The sequence below is a fragment of the Streptomyces sp. NPDC102259 genome (assembly GCF_044766465.1).
Classification (GTDB): Bacteria; Actinomycetota; Actinomycetes; order Streptomycetales; family Streptomycetaceae; genus Streptomyces.
This window is the reverse complement of sequence record NZ_JBIWMA010000015.1, coordinates 82,943-99,503: the sequence shown is the minus strand read 5'-3', so window position 1 is coordinate 99,503 and position 16,561 is coordinate 82,943. Positions and strand designations below refer to the sequence as shown.

Below are 16,561 nucleotides of genomic sequence, written 5' to 3'. Positions count from 1 at the left end.
TCTACCGACCGATCTCGTCCCAGCCGACGAGCCTGTCCAGCAGCAGCGCCGCGTTCGACAGGTAGTCGCCGTACCCACCCCGGAAGAACAGCAGCGGGGTCTTCAACGACTCGACGCGCAGGTCGCGGACCCGCCCGACGACCAACAGGTGATCTCCGATCTCGACGACCTGCTCCACCGCGCAGTCGACCCACGCGACGATGCCGTCCAGCACCGGGTTGCCGAGCGGTGACGCCTGCCAGCTCGTGTCCGCGAAACGCTCCTGCGCCGGGCCGGTCGCCAGCCGCCGGGACAGCCGTTCCTGGTTGCCCGCGAGCGCGTTGGCGCAGAAGCGGCCCGCGGTCCTGATCGTCCGCAGGGTCGTGGAGGAGCGGTCCGCCAGGAAGGACACCAGGGGCGGGTCCAGCGACACCGAGGTGAAGGTGCCGACGATCATCCCGTGCGGCCGCTCCTCGGGATCCGTGGTGGTGATCGCGACCACGCTCGTGGGGAAGTTGCCCAGTACGTCGCGGAAGCGCCGCCCGTCGACGGCGCCCGCGTCCGCCGTCCGGCAGTGCGTCACGCCGTCGCTCATATCAGGATGCGCATCGACTCGGGCAGCTCAAGTCCCATCTGGGCCAGGGCGTTCGCGTGATACGCCGAGCCGGGGACGTGGATCATGTGCCCCAGTCCCGCGTGCGCGTCGCGCCAGAACCGCTGCATCGGGTTGCTGCGCCGCATCGAGTTCCCGCCGGACCGCGCGAAGATCTCGTCCAGGGCGGAGACGGCCCGCCAGGCGCAGCGGACCTGATTGCGTCGTACGTCCGCCCGGTCCTCGATGCTGATGGGCTTGCCGGCCTCGACCTGGTCGTACAACCGGCTGATGCCGTCGATCAGTTGGACCCGGGAGGCGGCGATCTCCGCCGCGGCCTCGCCGGCGGCGTAGAGGACGTACGGGTCGTCGCGCACCTGGACGCCGGTCACGGCGACCCGGTCATGCTGCTGGGACAGGTGAAGGGCGAGCGCGCCCTCGCAGATGCCGATGACCGCCGAGGTGATGCCGAGCGGGAACATGGAGCTGAAGGGCAGCTTGTACAGGGTGTCGGTGAGCCCGACGGCCGCCGCGGCGGCGCCGTCCTGGACCGCCTCCTGCCTGATGACGCGGTGTTCGGGAATGAACGCCTTGTCCACGACGACGTCCTTGCTGCCGGTGCCCGACAGCCCGACCACGTCCCAGGTGCCGTCGATGATCTCGTAGTCCGAGCGGGGCAGCACGACGTGCAGCACGGTGATGGGCCCGGCGGGCTTCCCCTTGCCGTCCCCGAGGAGTGCGCCGAGGAAGTCCCAGCCGCAGTGGTCGCTTCCCGAGGAGAACGGCCAGCGTCCGCTGAGGACATAGCCGCCGTCGACCGGCTCGGCGATGCCGTTGGGCATGTAGGGCGAGGCGATCCAGGTGTCCGGGTTGTCGTCCCACACCTCGTGGGCGAGCCGGGGGTCCATCTGGGCCAGCTCCCAGGGGTGCACCCCGACCACGCCGCACACCCAGCCCGCGGCGCCGTCGTGCCGGGCGACCTCCATCACCGCTTCCGCGAAGTCCCGCGGATGGGCGCCGAATCCGCCGAACTCCTTGGGCTGCAGAAGGCGGATGACCCCTGCGGATCGGAGCAGCTCGACGGTCCGGTCGCTCAGCTTGCCGAGTGACTCGTTCTCGTCGGCGAGCGCGGCCAGTTCGGCGCCCAGCTCCTCGACACGGCCGACCACTTCATGCGTCACTCCGCACACCTCCTGGTGACTGATCCCTCGCATGCGCCGCACGTCGTCGGCGGCGTGATGGCCTCAGTTTCGGGGGCCGGGACCGGGCCCCGCTGGGCGCTTTCCGCTGACCGGGACTGGGCCGCCTCAGCGGACGACGCGGGGCCGCAGCGCGGCGGTGGAGCGGCCCTCGATGGCGGAGAGCCACACGCCGACCCCGTAGGCGAGGTCGTCGAGGCGGCGGGCGACGCCGTAGCGGACGGGGTCGAGAGTGGCTTGATCGCGTCGGTATTCGAGGGCGATGTCGGCGAGAGCGGCGACCGCCGTGGCCCGGCGCAGCCGGCGGGAGGCCGTGCACCCGACGGCCGTGAGCGGCCACCAGTGGCGGGTCAGCAGCGCGGAGGTCTGCGCCAGGGTGCCGAGCGCGCCGTTGACGGTGAGCCGCGCGGCCAGCCGGTACGGGTGCCGGGTGCCGTGCAGCTTGTGGGCGATGCGCACGGTGACGACGCCGAGGACGGCCCCCGCGGCCGGCACCGACCAACGCCGCTGGACGAGCAGCGCGGCGGCGAACGCCGCACTCCACGGGGCGAACACGGCGGGTGCGATGTACTCGGGGTGCCGTCGGGCGAGGGGCTGGGCCCCGGTGCCGTACACGGCCTTGCGCAGAAGCCAGTCCCCCACGCGCACGCGATGCTCGTGGGCGGCCCGGACGGCGGGCTCGTAGCGCACGCGTCGGCCCGCTGCGATCAGCCGCCAGCACAGGTCGACGTCCTCTCCGACCCGCATGCCTTCGTCGAAGCCCTCGGCCAGCGCGTCCGCCTTCGCCAGGACGCAGGCCGAGGACGCCCAGGAGACGGGAGTGCCGGGACGCACCGAGGCCGGGTGGGCGCCGAGATCGAGTGAGGAACGGGCGTTCTCGTACCGTTCGATCCAGGTGGTGGTGGCGCTGGACAGGCCGGTGATACGGGGTACGGCCATGGCGACGCGGGGATCGGCGAAGTGCCTCAGCAGGGTCGGGACCGTGTCGGGATCCAGGACGATGTCGGAGTCGGCGAAGACCACGTACGGGGTGGTGACCAGACGCAGCCCGGCGTTGCGGGCGCCGGCGGGGCCGACGTTGGCGTTGAGGGCGACGAGCCGGGCCCCGTGCCGGGCGGCGACCGCCGCCACGGCCGCCGGGTGCCGCGAGGCGTCGTCGACCACGATCACGGGAATGTCCGTCCCGACGCTCCGCAGCAGCCGGTCGAGTTGACGCGGGCGGTCACGGACCGGAACCACGACCGTGTACCGGGGGTCGGGGGGCGCCGGGAGCGAGTCGACGACGGGATGCGCCATACCGGTGTCGAGCAACCGGTCCGCGAGGAGGGCGCCCGCCGCGTCCCGCACCGGGAGCCTCCTGCCGACGAGAAGCCGCCGGGCCCTCGGGGTCAGCCGCAGCAGCCGGGTCGGGAATCCGCCGAGGAGGGCCCGGCCGCCGTCGACCACCCGGGTGTGCCGGTCGAGCTCGACGACGAATCCGAGGGGGAGGTTCATCGCCGTACGGCCCCCGGCCGTGGTGTCCGCGCCCGGTCGGCCAGGCGGCCCCGGCCGTCGACGGTCCACGCGGCGATCCGCCGGACCGCCGCGGAGACCATCGCGTCCATCGCCCGGTGTCCTTCCTCGGCCGAGGCCCCGGCGGGATCGCCGATCACGCCGGAGGGCGAGACCGCGCGCACACCTCGGGCCATCAGTTCCGGCAGGAGGACGGCGAGCGGTCGGGTGTCGCCGGCGACCGCGTCGTCGGGCCGTACCCGCTCCGGCGTCAGATGCAGCATCAGGGAGGTCTCGGTACGGCCGGCGTGCGCGTCGCCGCCCGGTACCTCGCAGCCGGTCCATGCGACGTCATGGCCCTCCGCGCGCAGCTGTCCGAGGGCTCCGTCGAGGGTGGCGGTGTTGCCGCCGTGGCCGTTGACGAACACGACGCGGCCCGCCCACAGGGACAACGAGCGCACCAGTTCCACGATCACCGCGCGCAGCGCCTCGTGCCCGATCGAGACGGTTCCGGGGAAGTGCGCGTGTTCGCCGCTGGCGCCGTACGCCAGCGGCGGTGCCACCGACAGCGGGCCGGACGCCCCCGTGGGCAGGGCGTCGGCGCACCGCCGCGCGACGGCGTGGGCGATCACGGTGTCGGTGTCGAGCGGCAGGTGTGGTCCGTGCTGCTCGGTGGACCCGACCGGAACCAGGACGAGCCCACCGGTCGGGACGGCCGGCCAGACGGAGTCGGACAGGGCCCGCGACACCGCCATGTTCAGGCCGCCGGGGCGGAGCGGAGCGCCGCGACGTCCCCGCCTCCCAGGGTCAACGGGAAGCCGGGCGGTACGACCAGGTCCTCGGGTCCCAGCTCGTGGACGGAGGAGTGCCCGAGGCCCAGCACGGCCGAGTCGAGGCCGCCGCGCAGGATGTCCAGCACGTTCTCCACGCCCGCCTGTCCGTTCGCCGCGAGGCCCCAGAGGTAGGCGCGGCCGATGAGGACGGCACGGGCGCCGAGGGCGAGCGCCTTCGCCACGTCGCTGCCGCGGCGGACACCGCCGTCCAGCAGGACTTCGATCTGGTCGCCGACCGCCTCCACGACGGAGGGGAGCACCCGGATGGTGGCCGGGGTGGTGTCCAGGTTGTTGCCTCCGTGGTTGGACACGGACAGGGCCGACACACCCGCGTCGACCGCCCGCTTGGCGTCGTCCACCCGGGTCACGCCCTTGAGGAGGAAGGGGCCGCCCCACTCCTCACGCAGCCATGTGACGTCCTCCCAGGTGGGCGGCGGGGTCTGCATCCACTCGCCGTAGGCGCCGAAGAAGGTCGGCGGCTCGCCGCCGGGAGCCCGCAGGTTGGGAACGGTGAGGTCGGGGACGCGGCCCGACCTGGCGTACCGCCACAACCAGCCGGGCCGGGGCAGCACGTCGGGGGCGAACCGCAGCATGGCCTTGAGGTCGAGCTTGTCCGGGATGGCGGGGCTGCCCCAGTCGCGGCCGTGGGAGAAGGACCAGTCGAGGGTGACGATGAGCGCCTTGGCGCCGGCGGCCCTGGCCCGGTCCATGCGCTGCGCCATGGCCTCGCGGGTGCCGCTCCAGTACAGCTGGAAGAAGAGGTCCGGCTGAGCGTGGGCCACCTCCTCCACGGGCTTGCTCGCGAACGAGCTGAGGCCCATGATGACGCCCCTGCTCGCGGCGGCCCTGGCCACGGCCACTTCGCCGTCCGGGTCGACCGCCTGCACCCCGGTCGGCGAGATGAGCACGGGAAGTGCGGTGGACACGCCCAGGACGGTGGTGGACAGGTCGCGCTCCGCGTGGTGGCCCACGACCCGGGGGGCGAAGCCCAGTTCGGCGAAGGCCGCGGTGTTGTCGTCGAGGGTGCGGCCACGCTCGGAGCCCGCGACGAGCGCACCGTAGACCGGGCTCGGCAGTCGGCTCCGGGCCCTGCGACGGGCCTCGGCGACCGTCTCGAACCAGGGGTTCCTACGCATGTGTCCCGCCCTTTCCCAGGAGTGTCGGACCCAGCCCTGCCAGCGGGTCCTCGGCGCAGTCGCTCACCGGCGGGCGGCGGGTGAGGACGAGATCCACCGGGCGGGGAGAGGTCCGGTGGGAGTGGTCCCCGGCCGGCTTGGGCAGGTGTGCGGTCCCGCCTGGGCGCAGGGCGAGCCGTTCCTCGCCGTATCCCCGCACGCACTCGGGGTCGGGGCCGTCCAGGGGCAGCCCGGTGAAGAACTTCGCGGCCATGCACCCGCCCTTGCAGGTGTCGTAGAACGCGCAGGACGCGCAGGCCCCGCCGTGCTGCGGCGTGCGCAGCCGCCGGAACAACGCGGAGTCGCGCCACACTCCGCCGAAGCCGCCGGGTTCGCGTACGTTGCCGGCGAGGAACTCCTCGTGGAGGGCGAACGGGCAGGCGTAGACGTCGCCGACCGGGTCGATCAGGCAGACGACGCGCCCGGCGCCGCAGAGGTTGAGACCGGGCAGTGCCTGGCCGTACGCGGAGAGGTGGAAGAAGGAGTCTCCGGTCAGCACGTTCTCGCCATGAGCCAACAGCCAGTCGTACAGCTCGCGTTGTTGCGTGACTGTCGGATGCAGGTCGTCCCAGACATCGGCGCCGCGCCCGGACGGGCGCAGCCGGGTCAGGCGGAGCTGTGCGCCGAAACGGTCCGCGAGGGCCTTGAAGGCGTCCAGCTGCGGGATGTTGTGCCGGGTGCAGACGACGGAGATCTTGAAGTTCTTCATCCCGGCGGCGGCGAGATTCTCCAGCGCGCGCAGCGCGGTCGCATGCGAACCGGGCCCGCGCACCGCGTCGTTGACGTCGGCACTCGCGCCGTCGAGCGAGATCTGGACGTCCACGTAGTCGTTGCGGGCGAGACGCCGGGCGGCTTCGGGAGTGATCCGGACGCCGTTGGTGGAGAACTTCACCCCCACGTGGTGTGCCGTGGCGTAGTCCAGGAGTTCCCAGAAGTCGGCGCGGACGGTGGGCTCGCCACCGCCGATGTTGACGTAGAAGACCTGCATGGCCTCCAGCTCGTCGATGACGGCCTTGGCCTCCCCGGTGCTCAGCTCGCGGGGGTCGCGGCGGCCGGAGCTGGACAGGCAGTGGGTGCAGGAGAGGTTGCAGGCGTAGGTCAGTTCCCAGGTGAGGCAGATCGGGGCGTCGAGGCCCGGCTCGAAGAGGTCGACCAGCCGCGACCCGGTGGTCACGGGGGCGGTCATGGGCTGGGTCATGGGGTCCTTCCGACGACCATCGACGAGCGGGCGAGGACGGCCAGCGCCCGGCCGTAGCGCGGCAGTTCGTCCTCGCCGAGGCCCGCGGCCAGACAGGCGGCGCGGGCGGTGGGGGCCTGTGCGAGAGCCTGGACGACGGCCAGGAGCCGACGGTCCTTGAGGAACGTGAGCGTGCGGGTCCCGAAGTGGTAGAGCAGCGCGCCGAAGGGTTCCGGCCGTACCGAGACCTGCGGATGCAGGTCCCAGGCACGGTCGAGGTCCATCCCGGTCATCCGGCGACGCCTAGTAGACGCCGCACATGCCGTCGATGGAGATCTCCTCCAGGAGATCCTCGGCTTCGATCAGCGCCGGCGGCGCGGTGGCCTGGTCGGCCTCGGCGGCTTGGTCGGCCTCGGCGTCGGTGGCGGTCTCTTCGAACGGGGCGGAGCGGAGCTCGGTCATGCGACTCTCCCTAGGCTTCCCGCGGCGCCGCGGTCGTGCGCCGCGGACCGCTCCCTTCGGATGCCTCGGAGAGTAATGGCACCAGGTGCCAAAAGTGAAGGGACGCGCACTGCCGACTCACCGGGCCCGGCTGACGGTAGTTCACCGATTTGCCGGGTACCTGGGCTTGTCCCGGCCACTGGAACGGACCGTTGCGCGGGACGCTCACCGCGTTTTGAATCACTTGCCCATGGGGCAGACCGAGCACGGACGCGGCCGGGTACGCCGCCCGGACGTCATCGTGGTGGGCGCCGGGGGCAGCGGCGCCGTCCTCGCGGCGCGGCTCAGCGAGGATCCCGGCCGCACCGTGCTGGTGCTGGAGGCGGGCCCGGTACCGCGTCAACCGTCGGCTTTCGCACCCGAGTTGCTGGACGCCCGCCTCGTCCCGGGCGCACAGCCCGGACACGGCGCCGTCCATCCGTACGCCGTGCACCTCACTCCGACACGTCCGTACACGGTCGTCCGGGGGCGGTGCCTCGGCGGCTCGACCACCGTCAACGGCGGGTACTTCGTCCGTGCCCGGCGCGCCGACTTCGACCGCTGGTCGGCCGTGGGGGGCGCGGCCTGGTCGTACGACCGGGTGCTCCCGCTTCTCCGCGCTCTGGAGAGCGACCTCGACCACGGTGCCGACGCGCTGCACGGCGACCGCGGGCCGGTACGCATCCGCCGCACGGAGCTTCGCCACCCCGCCGCCGTCGCGTTCCGGTCGGCCGCGCGCCGGCTGGGCTTCCCCGAGGAAGGGGACAAGAACGCCCAGGACGCGCCGGGATTCGGTCCGGTGCCGTCCAACGCCGTGGACGGAGAGCGCGTCAACACCGGCATCAGCTACCTCCTGGGCACTTCCGGCCGCCCCAACCTCCGCGTGGAAGGGGACAGCACGGTCCTCAGGGTCGTCGTCGAGCGTGGCCGCGCGACCGGCGTGGTGGTCGAGCGGTACGGGCGCCGCACGGTGGTGCGCGGCGGGGAGGTCGTGCTCTGCGCGGGGGCGTTCGGCTCCCCTCATCTGCTGCGTCTGTCGGGAGTCGGGCCGCGCCATGAACTGGAGGTCCTCGGTGTCCCCGTCGTCAGGGACGCTCCCGCGGTCGGAGCCCGGTTCGGGGACCACCCCCAGGTGGTCCTGGAGTGGATGCCCCGGCGGCCCATGCCCGAGCCCGCCGGCTCATGGCTCGGCGGGGTCCTGCACCTGTCCTCGTCGGACGGGGGCCACTCGGGAGACCTGGAGATCCTTCAGTCCCTCATCCCCATGGCCGGGCTGACGGGCGGCCGGGTGTCCGTTCCCGGCGCGCCCCTCGCGTTCCTCGTCTCCGTCCAGACGCCACGGCTCACCGGACGGATGCGCACCCGTTCCGCCGATCCCACGACTCCTCCGCGCATCGACTACGGCTACCTGTCGACCGCGGCGGACCGGCAGCGCATGCGCGAAGCGGTCCGCGTCACCGCCGAGCTGGTCGGCACCGGTGACTTCGCGGAGGTCTCGGTCGGGCTCACGGAACCGGTGGCCAAGGTGCTGGACGACGACTGCCTGCTCGACGAGTGGGTCCACGGGCATCTCGGCACGTCCCACCACACCTGTGGCACGGTTCCGCTGGGCCACGCCGACGATCCTCGGGCCGCCGTCGACCCCTACGGCAGGGTGCACGGCGTCGACGGTCTGCGTGTCGCGGACACGTCGATCCTGCCGACGCCGCCGTCACGGGGCCCGGCGGCCACCGCCGTCCTCATCGGCGAACTCGTCGCCGACGCCGTGCGGCGCGGTCTGACGTGAACCGGTCCGAGGGCTCGCAGAGGGGCCCGCGCCGCGGCGGAAGCACTACGGGCGAAGGGCCGGGTCCCCGAATCCGGCCGCGAGCTGCCGGACGGCCAGCTCCAGCAGGTCGCTCAGGTCGGCGTCCTCGTCGGTCAGCCACTGCTCGTAGCCGGCGACACATGCGGCCAGGACGGTACTGCCGATCAGCCGGGGCAGCATGCCGGACGCGGGCCTGTCCAGGCGTCGCGCGGCGAACTCCGTGACGAGGGCCCGCCACGACGCGTAGCGCACGGCCGAGTCCGCCTGAAGCGTCGGCACCCGCAGGATGAGGGCCATGCGCTGCCGGTGCCAGGGCACCATCGCCGGGTCGAACCGGTTGAACTCGACGACCGCCTCGCACAGCGCGTCCATCATGGGCATGTCCGGGTCGGCCGCCGCCAGCAAGGCGTCGAGCCTGGCCAGCTGGTCTTCGAAGTCGCCCCACACGAGATCGTTCTTGGAGGCGAAGTAGCGGAAGAAGGTGCGGCGGCCGATTCCCGCCGCGTCGGCGATGTCGTCGACCGTCGTGCCGTCGAACCCCTGCCGTGCGAACAGCTCGAAGCCCAGCCGTTCGAGCGCCGCCCGTGACGTCGCGCGCGGTCGGCCCGTTCGGGCGGATCCCGTGCCCGCATCCCCTGTGTCCCGAAGCGGTGCCATCCGCGGTCTCTCCCTTCGGGCACCGGCGCCGCCTCCGGCGAACCCCGGGGGCCCGTACGCCTTCGGCCGTCATTCCGCTTCGCACATGATGCACAATCCGACGGGCGCCTGTACGCGAGGTACCCAACCGGAGCCTCGTCGGGCACACGGCATGCGCATCACCGCGGGAAGGGGCCCGGTAACCCGCGCGAACGGCGCCGTGCCCGTGTCCGTACCGGCACGTCGGCGTCGGCGTCGAGGCGCCCGTCGGGCCGGACCGCGAGGCCGAAGTGCGGATCCGGTATCCAGGACCAGGCGCCGGAACGGCGTGCAGCCGGCTCCAGGCGCGAGCGGGCCCGTTCCGTCGGGGGGCCGTGTCCGAACGGGGACCCGCTCGCAAGGAGGCTGCGAGGTCCTCGCGGAACTGCCCTTGTCCTAGCATGTCCTGGAGATCAACACCCGCAGGGGCTGACCGTGCGGTAGCCCGTGGCCACGGCGGTCACGGTCCCTCAGACTGGATCGGTGACCCCGGTGTACAGCGACGAAGGATTGATGCTCCGGTCCGACGGGCGGGTGGGAACCCCCGTGCGGCGCCTGGTTCTCGACGACTGGCACGACGCCGAGGCGAGCCGGGTGGAGGCCGAGGCCGCCCGGTCGGCCGGCTCCTTGCCCCTGACGTTCGGCATCGCGACCCGGCAGCCGCCGGACCGGCTCCGACCGCTGCTGGAGGCGGTGACGCTGACCCTGGCGGCACCCCGTGTCAGCGCCCGGACACGGGAGTTGGTACCCGTCCCCGATCCGCTGGTCGCGTTCGACGAGCTGGCCCGGCTCGTCGCCTGTCGGCCGCGGACAAGCCTGGCTCTGGGGCAGTTGCTGCGGCAGACGCCGCGACTCGACACCCTGCGGGGCCTGGCGGCCGAGGCGGCGGCGTACTCCATGCTTCTCGGCGGGACGGAGTTCGCTTCCTGGCTCGCCGACCGGGGCACGCTCCGGGCTGCCCCGGAGGAGGGCCCGCTGGTCCACGTCCGGCGGGAGAACGATCAGCTGTCCATCCAACTCGACCGCCCACAACGGCGGAACGCGTTGAGCTTCCGGATGCGGGAGGAGCTGTTCGAGGCCCTGGAACTCGCCTTCGTCGACGGCACGATCGACCGGGTCGAACTGGACGGCGTCGGGCCGGTGTTCTGCAGTGGCGGCGACCTGTCCGAGTTCGGGACGGCCGCGGACCTCGTCGCGGCATACCTGGTACGGCTGGACCGGGCGCCCTGGCGGCTGATCGACCGGATGCGGGACCGGGTCACCGTGCGGGTGCGGGGCGCGGCGGTGGGCGCGGGTGTGGAGATGGCCGCCTTCGCGGGACGTCTGGTGTCCTCACCCGGGGCGTTCTTCCAACTGCCCGAGGTCGCGATGGGTCTGGTGCCCGGCGCCGGCGGCACGGTGAGCGTGCCGCGGCGGATCGGCCGGTGGCGCGCGGCGTGGATGATGCTGAGCGGGGCCCGGGTCGGGGCCGGCACCGCCCTGGAGTGGGGGTTGGTGGACGAGATCGACCACGACCATGAGCGGTGAGGTGCTCCTGCGCGGTGTGGAGCTTCCTCCACGCCAGGATCCGGTCGACTGCCGGATCCGCGGCGGTGCCGTCGTTGAGATCGGCCGTCGACTGCGCCCCCGGCCGGACGAGTTCGTCGTACGAGGCGACGGCGGTGCGCTGCTGCCCGGCCTCGCCGATCACCATCTGCACCTGGCGGCCATGGCCGCACAGCGTGCCTCGCTCGACGTGTCCGCCCTCTCCCGGCACGGTCTCGCGTCCTCCGTCGCCCAAGCCGTGGCGGGTGAGGACGGGTGGGTGCGAGCGGTCGGGTACGACGACGTGGTCCACGGCGATCTGGACCGGACCGTCCTCGACGGTTGGAACCGCGCGCTGCCGGTCCGGGTCCAGCACCGGTCCGGCGCGCTGTGGGTCGTCAACTCCCCTGGTCTGGAACGGCTCGGCGCCCCGGCCGCCGCCCACGCCGGCATCGAACGTGAGGGGACGGGCCGACCGACCGGGCGGCTGTGGCGTGCCGACGCCTGGCTGCGCGAGGTGCTGGGCGGACGGCCTCCGTCGCTGCGAGCGGTGGGCGCACGGCTGGCCGCCCTCGGTGTCACCCATGTCGCCGACGCGACACCGGACCAGGGCGCGGGCCGCCTCGTATCGGAGGCGGTACGCAGGGAGGAACTCCCGCAGCACGTCATGACCATGGCCGCCGACGCCGGTCTCCCGCCCCATCCGCGGCTGAGCATCGGCCCACTGAAGTTCGTGGTCGCGGACCACACCCTCCCGGACGTCGACGACCTCGCCGGGCGGATGCGGCAGGCACATACGGACGGACGCCCCGTCGCCGTGCACTGCGTGACCCGCACGGCCCTCGCGCTGACCCTGGCCGCGCTCGACCGAGCGGGTGGACTGGACGGGGACCGGGTGGAGCACTGCGCCGTCGCCGACCGTGCCGCTGCCGCGGAGCTGGCCGCCCGAGGGATCCGGGTGGTCACACAACCGACGCTGGTCGCCCTGCGGGGCGACGACTACTGGGAGCGCGTCGATCCCGCCGACCTGCCGGACCTGTGGCGATATGCCGGGCTACTGCGCGCCGGGGTCCGGGTGGCCGCGAGCAGCGACGCGCCCTACGGCGATCCCGACCCTTGGGCCGGCCTACGGGCCGCGTCCGAACGGCTGACGCCGTCCGGGCGGGTACTCGGCGCCGACGAGCGGGTTCCGGTGGAGGTGGCCCTGCGGAGCATGCTCTCGCCCCTGGACGACCCCGGCGGCCCGGCGCGGCGGATCGCGGTGGGAGGGCCGGCTGACCTCGTCCTGCTGGACCGGCCGTGGAGGGAGGCGGTGCGGGCTCCGGACGCCGGCAACGTGCGCGCCACCTTCATCGAGGGGCGGATCGCCCACGGAGCTCAGCAACTCGGCTGAGGATCCGGGCCGTGTCGGCGCCCATCGCGGGCGCCGCCCTTTCCGCTACCGGCGCGCGCGGCGGGAGGACCTCCTGCATCCGGCCGAGCGCAGGGCACTCCACCACCGAGCCGCCCGGTGCTCTCCGTACCGGGTGCGGCCCGTGATCGACACGGGGAGCCGTGGCGAACGCCGCCGCCACGTTCCGCATGGAGACGTCGATCAGCTGTCCTCCGCCGCAGGCCAGGGCGCCCAGCGCGCCCAGCGCGGCGACGACCCCCGTCAGCGGATCGGCGACCGCGTCGGCGCAGAACACCGGCTCGCCGTCCGCGGAACGGCCGACCAGCCCGCCGGCGACCGCCGCGTCGTCGCCGAAGGCGACCCGGTCGGGATGACCGCGGCCGTACCCGGTGATGCTCACCCACACCTTGCCCGCACGGTGGTCGAGCCGTTCCGGAGTCAGCCCCAACTGGGCGAGCGCACGCGGCCGGGACGCCTCGATCACCACGTCGGCGGCCCTGACCAGATCGGCGAGCGCGCTCCGCCCTTCGGGCAGGGTGAAGTCGACGGCGACGCTCTCGTGCCCGGCATGCAGCCAGTCGTAGAAACGCCGGTTCCCCGTGCGGGCGCCGTCGGGACGCCGGGTGCTCTCCACCTTGACCACTCTGGCACCGGCCAGGCCGAGGAGGCGGGCGCACAGGGGGCCGGCCCAGAGCGAGGAGAGATCGACCACGAGGACACCGTCCAGCCGCCGCGCGTCCCCGTCGGGTGCGGCGATCGTGGACACCCGCCACGGCACGTCCACGGAGGGCGGTTCGGGCGGCAGGGCCGCGGCGGGAACGCCGAACATCCGGATGTGGTCGGCGAATTCGTTCGCCTTCGCGCCTCGTACGGCCCTGGTCAGCTCCTGCCAAGGGTCTGTCAGGTCGGCCCGGCCCAGCATCGCCGGCACGAGTTCCAGATCGTCGGGACGGCTCAGGGTCACCGCGCACCAGCCGTCCGAAGCCCGAAGCAGGCGGGTCGCGCCGCCCACCGAGGTCCGCCCGCGCCGGGTGAGGTTCATGGCGCCGGCCCTACCGCCGAGAACGAGGACGGGGTCGACGGGGAAGGGCCCGGCCATGTGCGCCAGTGCGGCCACCGACTCCCGTAGCAGGGCCGTCATCGGGGCGGGCGACAGGACGGGCGGGCCGTCCGCCTCGCCGGTCAGCTCCATGGCGCCGGAGGCCGCCCAGTCCAGGAACGGGCAGCCGGCGACGCGCGCGGGGGCGGGCGGAGGCGTGATGTCCCCCAGGGTGCGCAGCCACCGCCGTACGGTCTCGGCCGGATCGCCCGTCACCGCCCCCACCGCACCGATGGGCCGCCGCACGGTGTCAGTCGTCCCGCACAGCGGCGCACAGGCCACCGTCGACGACGATGTCGACACCGTTCACGAAGCTCGCCTCGTCCGACAACAGGAACGCGGCAACGGCGGCGACCTCGTCGTACCGACCGGTACGGCCGAGCGGCGTGCGCTCGATGAGTTGCCGCACCGACTCGTGCCGCGCCGCCTCCATCCGGATCTGCGGGGTGTCGACAGCGCCGGGCGACAGCGAGCACACGCGAGCGCCCACCGGCCCGAGCCGCACCGCCTCGGCACGGGCGAAGCGGTGCACGCCGTACGTGGCCCACGGGTACGCCCACGCGGGATCCTCGACAGCCGGGCCGATCGCGTCGCGGATCCGGTCGAGGAACATCTCGCTCGCCGGGTCGTCAAGCACGGACGCCACCGCCGGGTCGGGGTCGATGTGAGCGATCAACGGGGACACCGAGGCGCAGTACACGAAAGCCGTCCCGGCGGTGGCCAGCGGGCGGAGCGCCTCGCCGAGCAGCACGGTTCCGACGAAGTCGACCTCGATGATCCTGCGCCAGTCGCCCTCCTCCGGCGCCACGCTCTCGGCATGCGCGACCGCCCGCAGCGTGCCGAGCTCCCCGACCCGTTCGGCCAGTCGGGTGAGGTCCTGCGGATCGGTGACATCCACTCCGAACGGCTCGGCGACGGCCCTCTTGCCGGAGCCGGACAGTTCCTTCGCGACCGCAGCCACGGCCGCCTCGTTCGGGTCGGCGAGCAACAGCACGTCCACCATGTCGGCGAGACGCCTCGCGCAGGCCTCCCCCGTCCCGCGACCGGCACCGGTGGCAATACCTACCGTGGTCATGCGCCACTCCTCACTGGAGACACTCGTGACGGGACGAGTGTCTCGCGGTTGTCGGTGTCCGGACCTGCCCGGGTGTCCCGCGGCCTAGGCCCCGTCGAGAAGGCGAGGCGCCGGATGGGCTGTGGCCGGGTCGGCTGCGGACTCTCGACGGAACGGTAGCCGGTGTGCGCCGACCAGTCCGGCGGTTTCCGGCACCGACGATCCCGTTGGCGCCGCAGGTCCGAGGCCGGGATCCGCGATGCGCACCGACCCGCCGCGGCCGCGATGCGTGGACAGGGCGCCCATGCGCCGTCTGGGCTTCGCCTTTCAATGTACCGTTTGGTCCAGCGAACCAAACGCGGTCCCGGAGTCCGCTTCCCCCGGACATGAGGAACCAGTCCGAGCGGCCTGGGAGTCGGCTTGGATCGATATGTCGTCACGTCAAGCGGGGAGAGACCCATGCCACGACCGCCGGGCCACGGACCGGGCTTCGAAGTCAGACGCCAGAAGATCATCGACATCGCTGCGTCGCTGTTCGCCCAGCAGGGATACGCGGCGACCTCCATCAACGACCTGGGCCGGGCAGTCGGCCTGGCCAAGGGAGCCCTGTACTACTACATCGGCTCCAAGGAGAACCTGCTCGTCGAGATCCAGGCGCGGGTGATGGGGCCGCTGCTCTCCCGCGCCCGCCAGATCGCGGACCTCGACGACACGGAACCCCTGTTGCGGCTGCGCCTGCTGTCCGAATCGCTGCTCACCATCATCTTCCGCAGGCTCGACCACATCTGGGTCTACGAGCACGACTACCGCAGTCTGAGCGGCGCCGAGCTGAAGACGTTGCTGGGCCAGCGTTCCGACTTCGAAGAGGTGATCTCGGGGCTGCTCGCGGAGGCCGTCGGACAGGGCACGTTCCGTGCGATGCCGCCGCGGCTGGCCACCCTCCAGTTCCTCAATCTGCACAATCACACGTATCAATGGGTGCGCACGGACGGGCAGTGGGACGCGGCGTTCCTGTCCCGTGAGTACTGCACGACCCTGTTCCGCGGCTTCGGCGCGCCCGACCACGCCCTGCCGAAGCTCGAGGAACAGGCCGAGGCGTTCAAACGCGACCGCCCGGAACTGCCCCTCGACCCCGAGGCCGAGTGGGAGCCCCTCTCCACCGCCGGGTGACGTAAGGGCCCGCGTCCCGTAGCGGCCCACCGCGGGCCGTTCGTCACGCAACGCGAGCAGGGGCCGCCCGGACTGCGATCAGCGCCGGCGGCCCCTCACGGGACATGGCCCCGAGCCTGATCCCGGGCGTCCAAGGCACCACAGCAGCAGCCGCCGACGCGTTCGGCAGTGCGGCCGGGGGCCACCGCCGTCTCTCCCCCCCGGGCTCTCCCCCCAGGCTCTCCCTCCAGGCGGGAGTCCGTCGCTCGTCAGGACAGGAGGCTCGTGACGGCGTCCGAATCCACCATGCGGGCGATACGCCAGAGGCCGAGCCAACTGTCGGGGAAGACCGACTCGTCCACCAGGGCCGCGTGTACCTGGGGATCGGGGTCGGCGCAGGCATCCGCGCAGACCAGGACCTCGTACCCGATGTCGTAGGCCCACCGCGTGGTGGACAGCACCGTGCCGGACGTCGCGACGCCGCCGAGGATGAGCCGACGGATGCCGGCCGTCTCCAGGCGCTCGCGCAGGTCGGTGGTGGCGAAGGCCCCCAGGGTCCGTTTGCCCAGCACCGGCTCGTCGCCGAGGGGGGCGAGCAGGGGGTGGAACTGGTCTTGCATGGCCTCGTGGATGACGTGGAAAACAGGCGCGCCCGCCTTCCGGGCGGAGGCGAGGGCGTACGCCGCCCGGTCGGCGACGCCCGGGTCGTGGCTGTAGTTCTCGACGATGCGGGTGGCGTAGTCGAGCGCAAGGAAGGCGGTTTGCGTGCGGTCGGCTGCGTTGGCCATGGTCATGGGATCTCGGACTTCCTTCATGGGTGAGACCAGTGGTGATCGGAGGCCCGGTGGCCTCTGTGTGCGCAGGGCGGCGCACGGCGGCGGAGCGCGGCGCAGATCAGGCTCTGTCTGCGCTCGCCGACCCGGCGTTCAACGGC

At 72.9% G+C, this 16,561-nt stretch carries 16 protein-coding genes; 4 read left to right on the top strand and 12 right to left on the bottom strand.

Going from position 1 to position 16,561, the window contains the following annotated elements; all coding sequences use genetic code 11:
- Window position 1: 1 nt before the first annotated feature.
- The 8 genes from ACIRPU_RS29705 to mftA form a co-directional block, all read right to left on the bottom strand.
- Window positions 2-574 (bottom strand): flavin reductase family protein, encoded by a 573-nt coding sequence (locus ACIRPU_RS29705; RefSeq protein WP_362532746.1) that lies wholly within the window; start codon window positions 572-574, stop codon window positions 2-4.
- The gene (locus ACIRPU_RS29700) at window positions 571-1,752 is read right to left on the bottom strand and encodes a hydroxylase (protein ID WP_403872607.1); all 1,182 of its coding nucleotides are present in this window, start codon (window positions 1,750-1,752) and stop codon (window positions 571-573) included. The genes ACIRPU_RS29705 and ACIRPU_RS29700 overlap by 4 nt, the downstream gene beginning before the upstream one ends.
- A gap of 126 nt (window positions 1,753-1,878) precedes the next feature.
- On the bottom strand, window positions 1,879-3,264 hold the full coding sequence (mftF, locus tag ACIRPU_RS29695) for a mycofactocin biosynthesis glycosyltransferase MftF (RefSeq protein ID WP_403872605.1): 1,386 nt from the start codon (window positions 3,262-3,264) through the stop codon (window positions 1,879-1,881).
- Window positions 3,261-4,016, bottom strand: coding sequence for a mycofactocin biosynthesis peptidyl-dipeptidase MftE (gene mftE / locus ACIRPU_RS29690; protein ID WP_403872603.1), 756 nt, complete (start codon window positions 4,014-4,016; stop codon window positions 3,261-3,263). The genes mftF and mftE overlap by 4 nt, the downstream gene beginning before the upstream one ends.
- Before the next feature lie 2 nt (window positions 4,017-4,018).
- The gene (gene mftD / locus ACIRPU_RS29685) at window positions 4,019-5,230 is read right to left on the bottom strand and encodes a pre-mycofactocin synthase MftD (protein WP_403872601.1); all 1,212 of its coding nucleotides are present in this window, start codon (window positions 5,228-5,230) and stop codon (window positions 4,019-4,021) included.
- Window positions 5,223-6,467: a mycofactocin radical SAM maturase gene (gene mftC / locus ACIRPU_RS29680; protein WP_403872599.1), complete on the bottom strand. Its 1,245-nt coding sequence runs from the start codon at window positions 6,465-6,467 to the stop codon at window positions 5,223-5,225. Before mftC ends, mftD begins: the two co-directional genes overlap by 8 nt.
- Window positions 6,464-6,739, bottom strand: coding sequence for a mycofactocin biosynthesis chaperone MftB (mftB, locus tag ACIRPU_RS29675; RefSeq protein ID WP_267024171.1), 276 nt, complete (start codon window positions 6,737-6,739; stop codon window positions 6,464-6,466). Before mftB ends, mftC begins: the two co-directional genes overlap by 4 nt.
- 10 nt (window positions 6,740-6,749) lie before the next feature.
- The gene (gene mftA, locus ACIRPU_RS29670; RefSeq protein WP_403872596.1) at window positions 6,750-6,908 is read right to left on the bottom strand and encodes a mycofactocin precursor MftA; all 159 of its coding nucleotides are present in this window, start codon (window positions 6,906-6,908) and stop codon (window positions 6,750-6,752) included.
- A gap of 229 nt (window positions 6,909-7,137) precedes the next feature.
- On the opposite strand from mftA, the gene mftG reads away from it, so the two are divergent.
- Window positions 7,138-8,712, top strand: a complete 1,575-nt coding sequence (gene mftG / locus ACIRPU_RS29665) for a mycofactocin system GMC family oxidoreductase MftG (RefSeq protein ID WP_403872594.1) — start codon at window positions 7,138-7,140, stop codon at window positions 8,710-8,712.
- A gap of 45 nt (window positions 8,713-8,757) precedes the next feature.
- Here mftG and mftR read toward each other — a convergent pair whose 3' ends face one another.
- Complete coding sequence (mftR, locus tag ACIRPU_RS29660) at window positions 8,758-9,390, bottom strand: mycofactocin system transcriptional regulator (protein ID WP_403872592.1); 633 nt, start codon at window positions 9,388-9,390, stop codon at window positions 8,758-8,760.
- Window positions 9,391-9,954: 564 nt separating this feature from the next.
- Between mftR and ACIRPU_RS29655 the strand changes: the two genes are divergently transcribed.
- Together ACIRPU_RS29655 and ACIRPU_RS29650 are read left to right on the top strand one after the other, a co-directional pair.
- Window positions 9,955-10,935 carry an enoyl-CoA hydratase/isomerase family protein gene (locus ACIRPU_RS29655; RefSeq protein ID WP_403872590.1) on the top strand — a complete coding sequence of 327 codons (981 nt, stop codon included), beginning with the start codon at window positions 9,955-9,957 and terminating at the stop codon, window positions 10,933-10,935.
- Window positions 10,925-12,325, top strand: coding sequence for an amidohydrolase family protein (locus ACIRPU_RS29650; protein ID WP_403872588.1), 1,401 nt, complete (start codon window positions 10,925-10,927; stop codon window positions 12,323-12,325). The genes ACIRPU_RS29655 and ACIRPU_RS29650 overlap by 11 nt, the downstream gene beginning before the upstream one ends.
- On the opposite strand, the gene ACIRPU_RS29645 is transcribed toward ACIRPU_RS29650, so the two are convergent.
- Together ACIRPU_RS29645 and ACIRPU_RS29640 are read right to left on the bottom strand one after the other, a co-directional pair.
- A complete protein-coding gene (locus tag ACIRPU_RS29645; RefSeq protein WP_403872586.1) occupies window positions 12,282-13,670 on the bottom strand; it encodes a CoA transferase in 1,389 nt (462 codons plus the stop codon). The genes ACIRPU_RS29650 and ACIRPU_RS29645 overlap by 44 nt on opposite strands.
- Before the next feature lie 4 nt (window positions 13,671-13,674).
- Window positions 13,675-14,499, bottom strand: a complete 825-nt coding sequence (locus ACIRPU_RS29640) for an SDR family oxidoreductase (RefSeq protein ID WP_403872584.1) — start codon at window positions 14,497-14,499, stop codon at window positions 13,675-13,677.
- 438 nt (window positions 14,500-14,937) lie between these two features.
- Between ACIRPU_RS29640 and ACIRPU_RS29635 the strand changes: the two genes are divergently transcribed.
- Window positions 14,938-15,648: a TetR/AcrR family transcriptional regulator gene (locus ACIRPU_RS29635; protein ID WP_142270167.1), complete on the top strand. Its 711-nt coding sequence runs from the start codon at window positions 14,938-14,940 to the stop codon at window positions 15,646-15,648.
- Between the two features lie 248 nt (window positions 15,649-15,896).
- On the opposite strand, the gene ACIRPU_RS29630 is transcribed toward ACIRPU_RS29635, so the two are convergent.
- Window positions 15,897-16,421 carry a cysteine hydrolase family protein gene (locus ACIRPU_RS29630; protein ID WP_403872582.1) on the bottom strand — a complete coding sequence of 175 codons (525 nt, stop codon included), beginning with the start codon at window positions 16,419-16,421 and terminating at the stop codon, window positions 15,897-15,899.
- Window positions 16,422-16,561 lie beyond the last annotated feature (140 nt).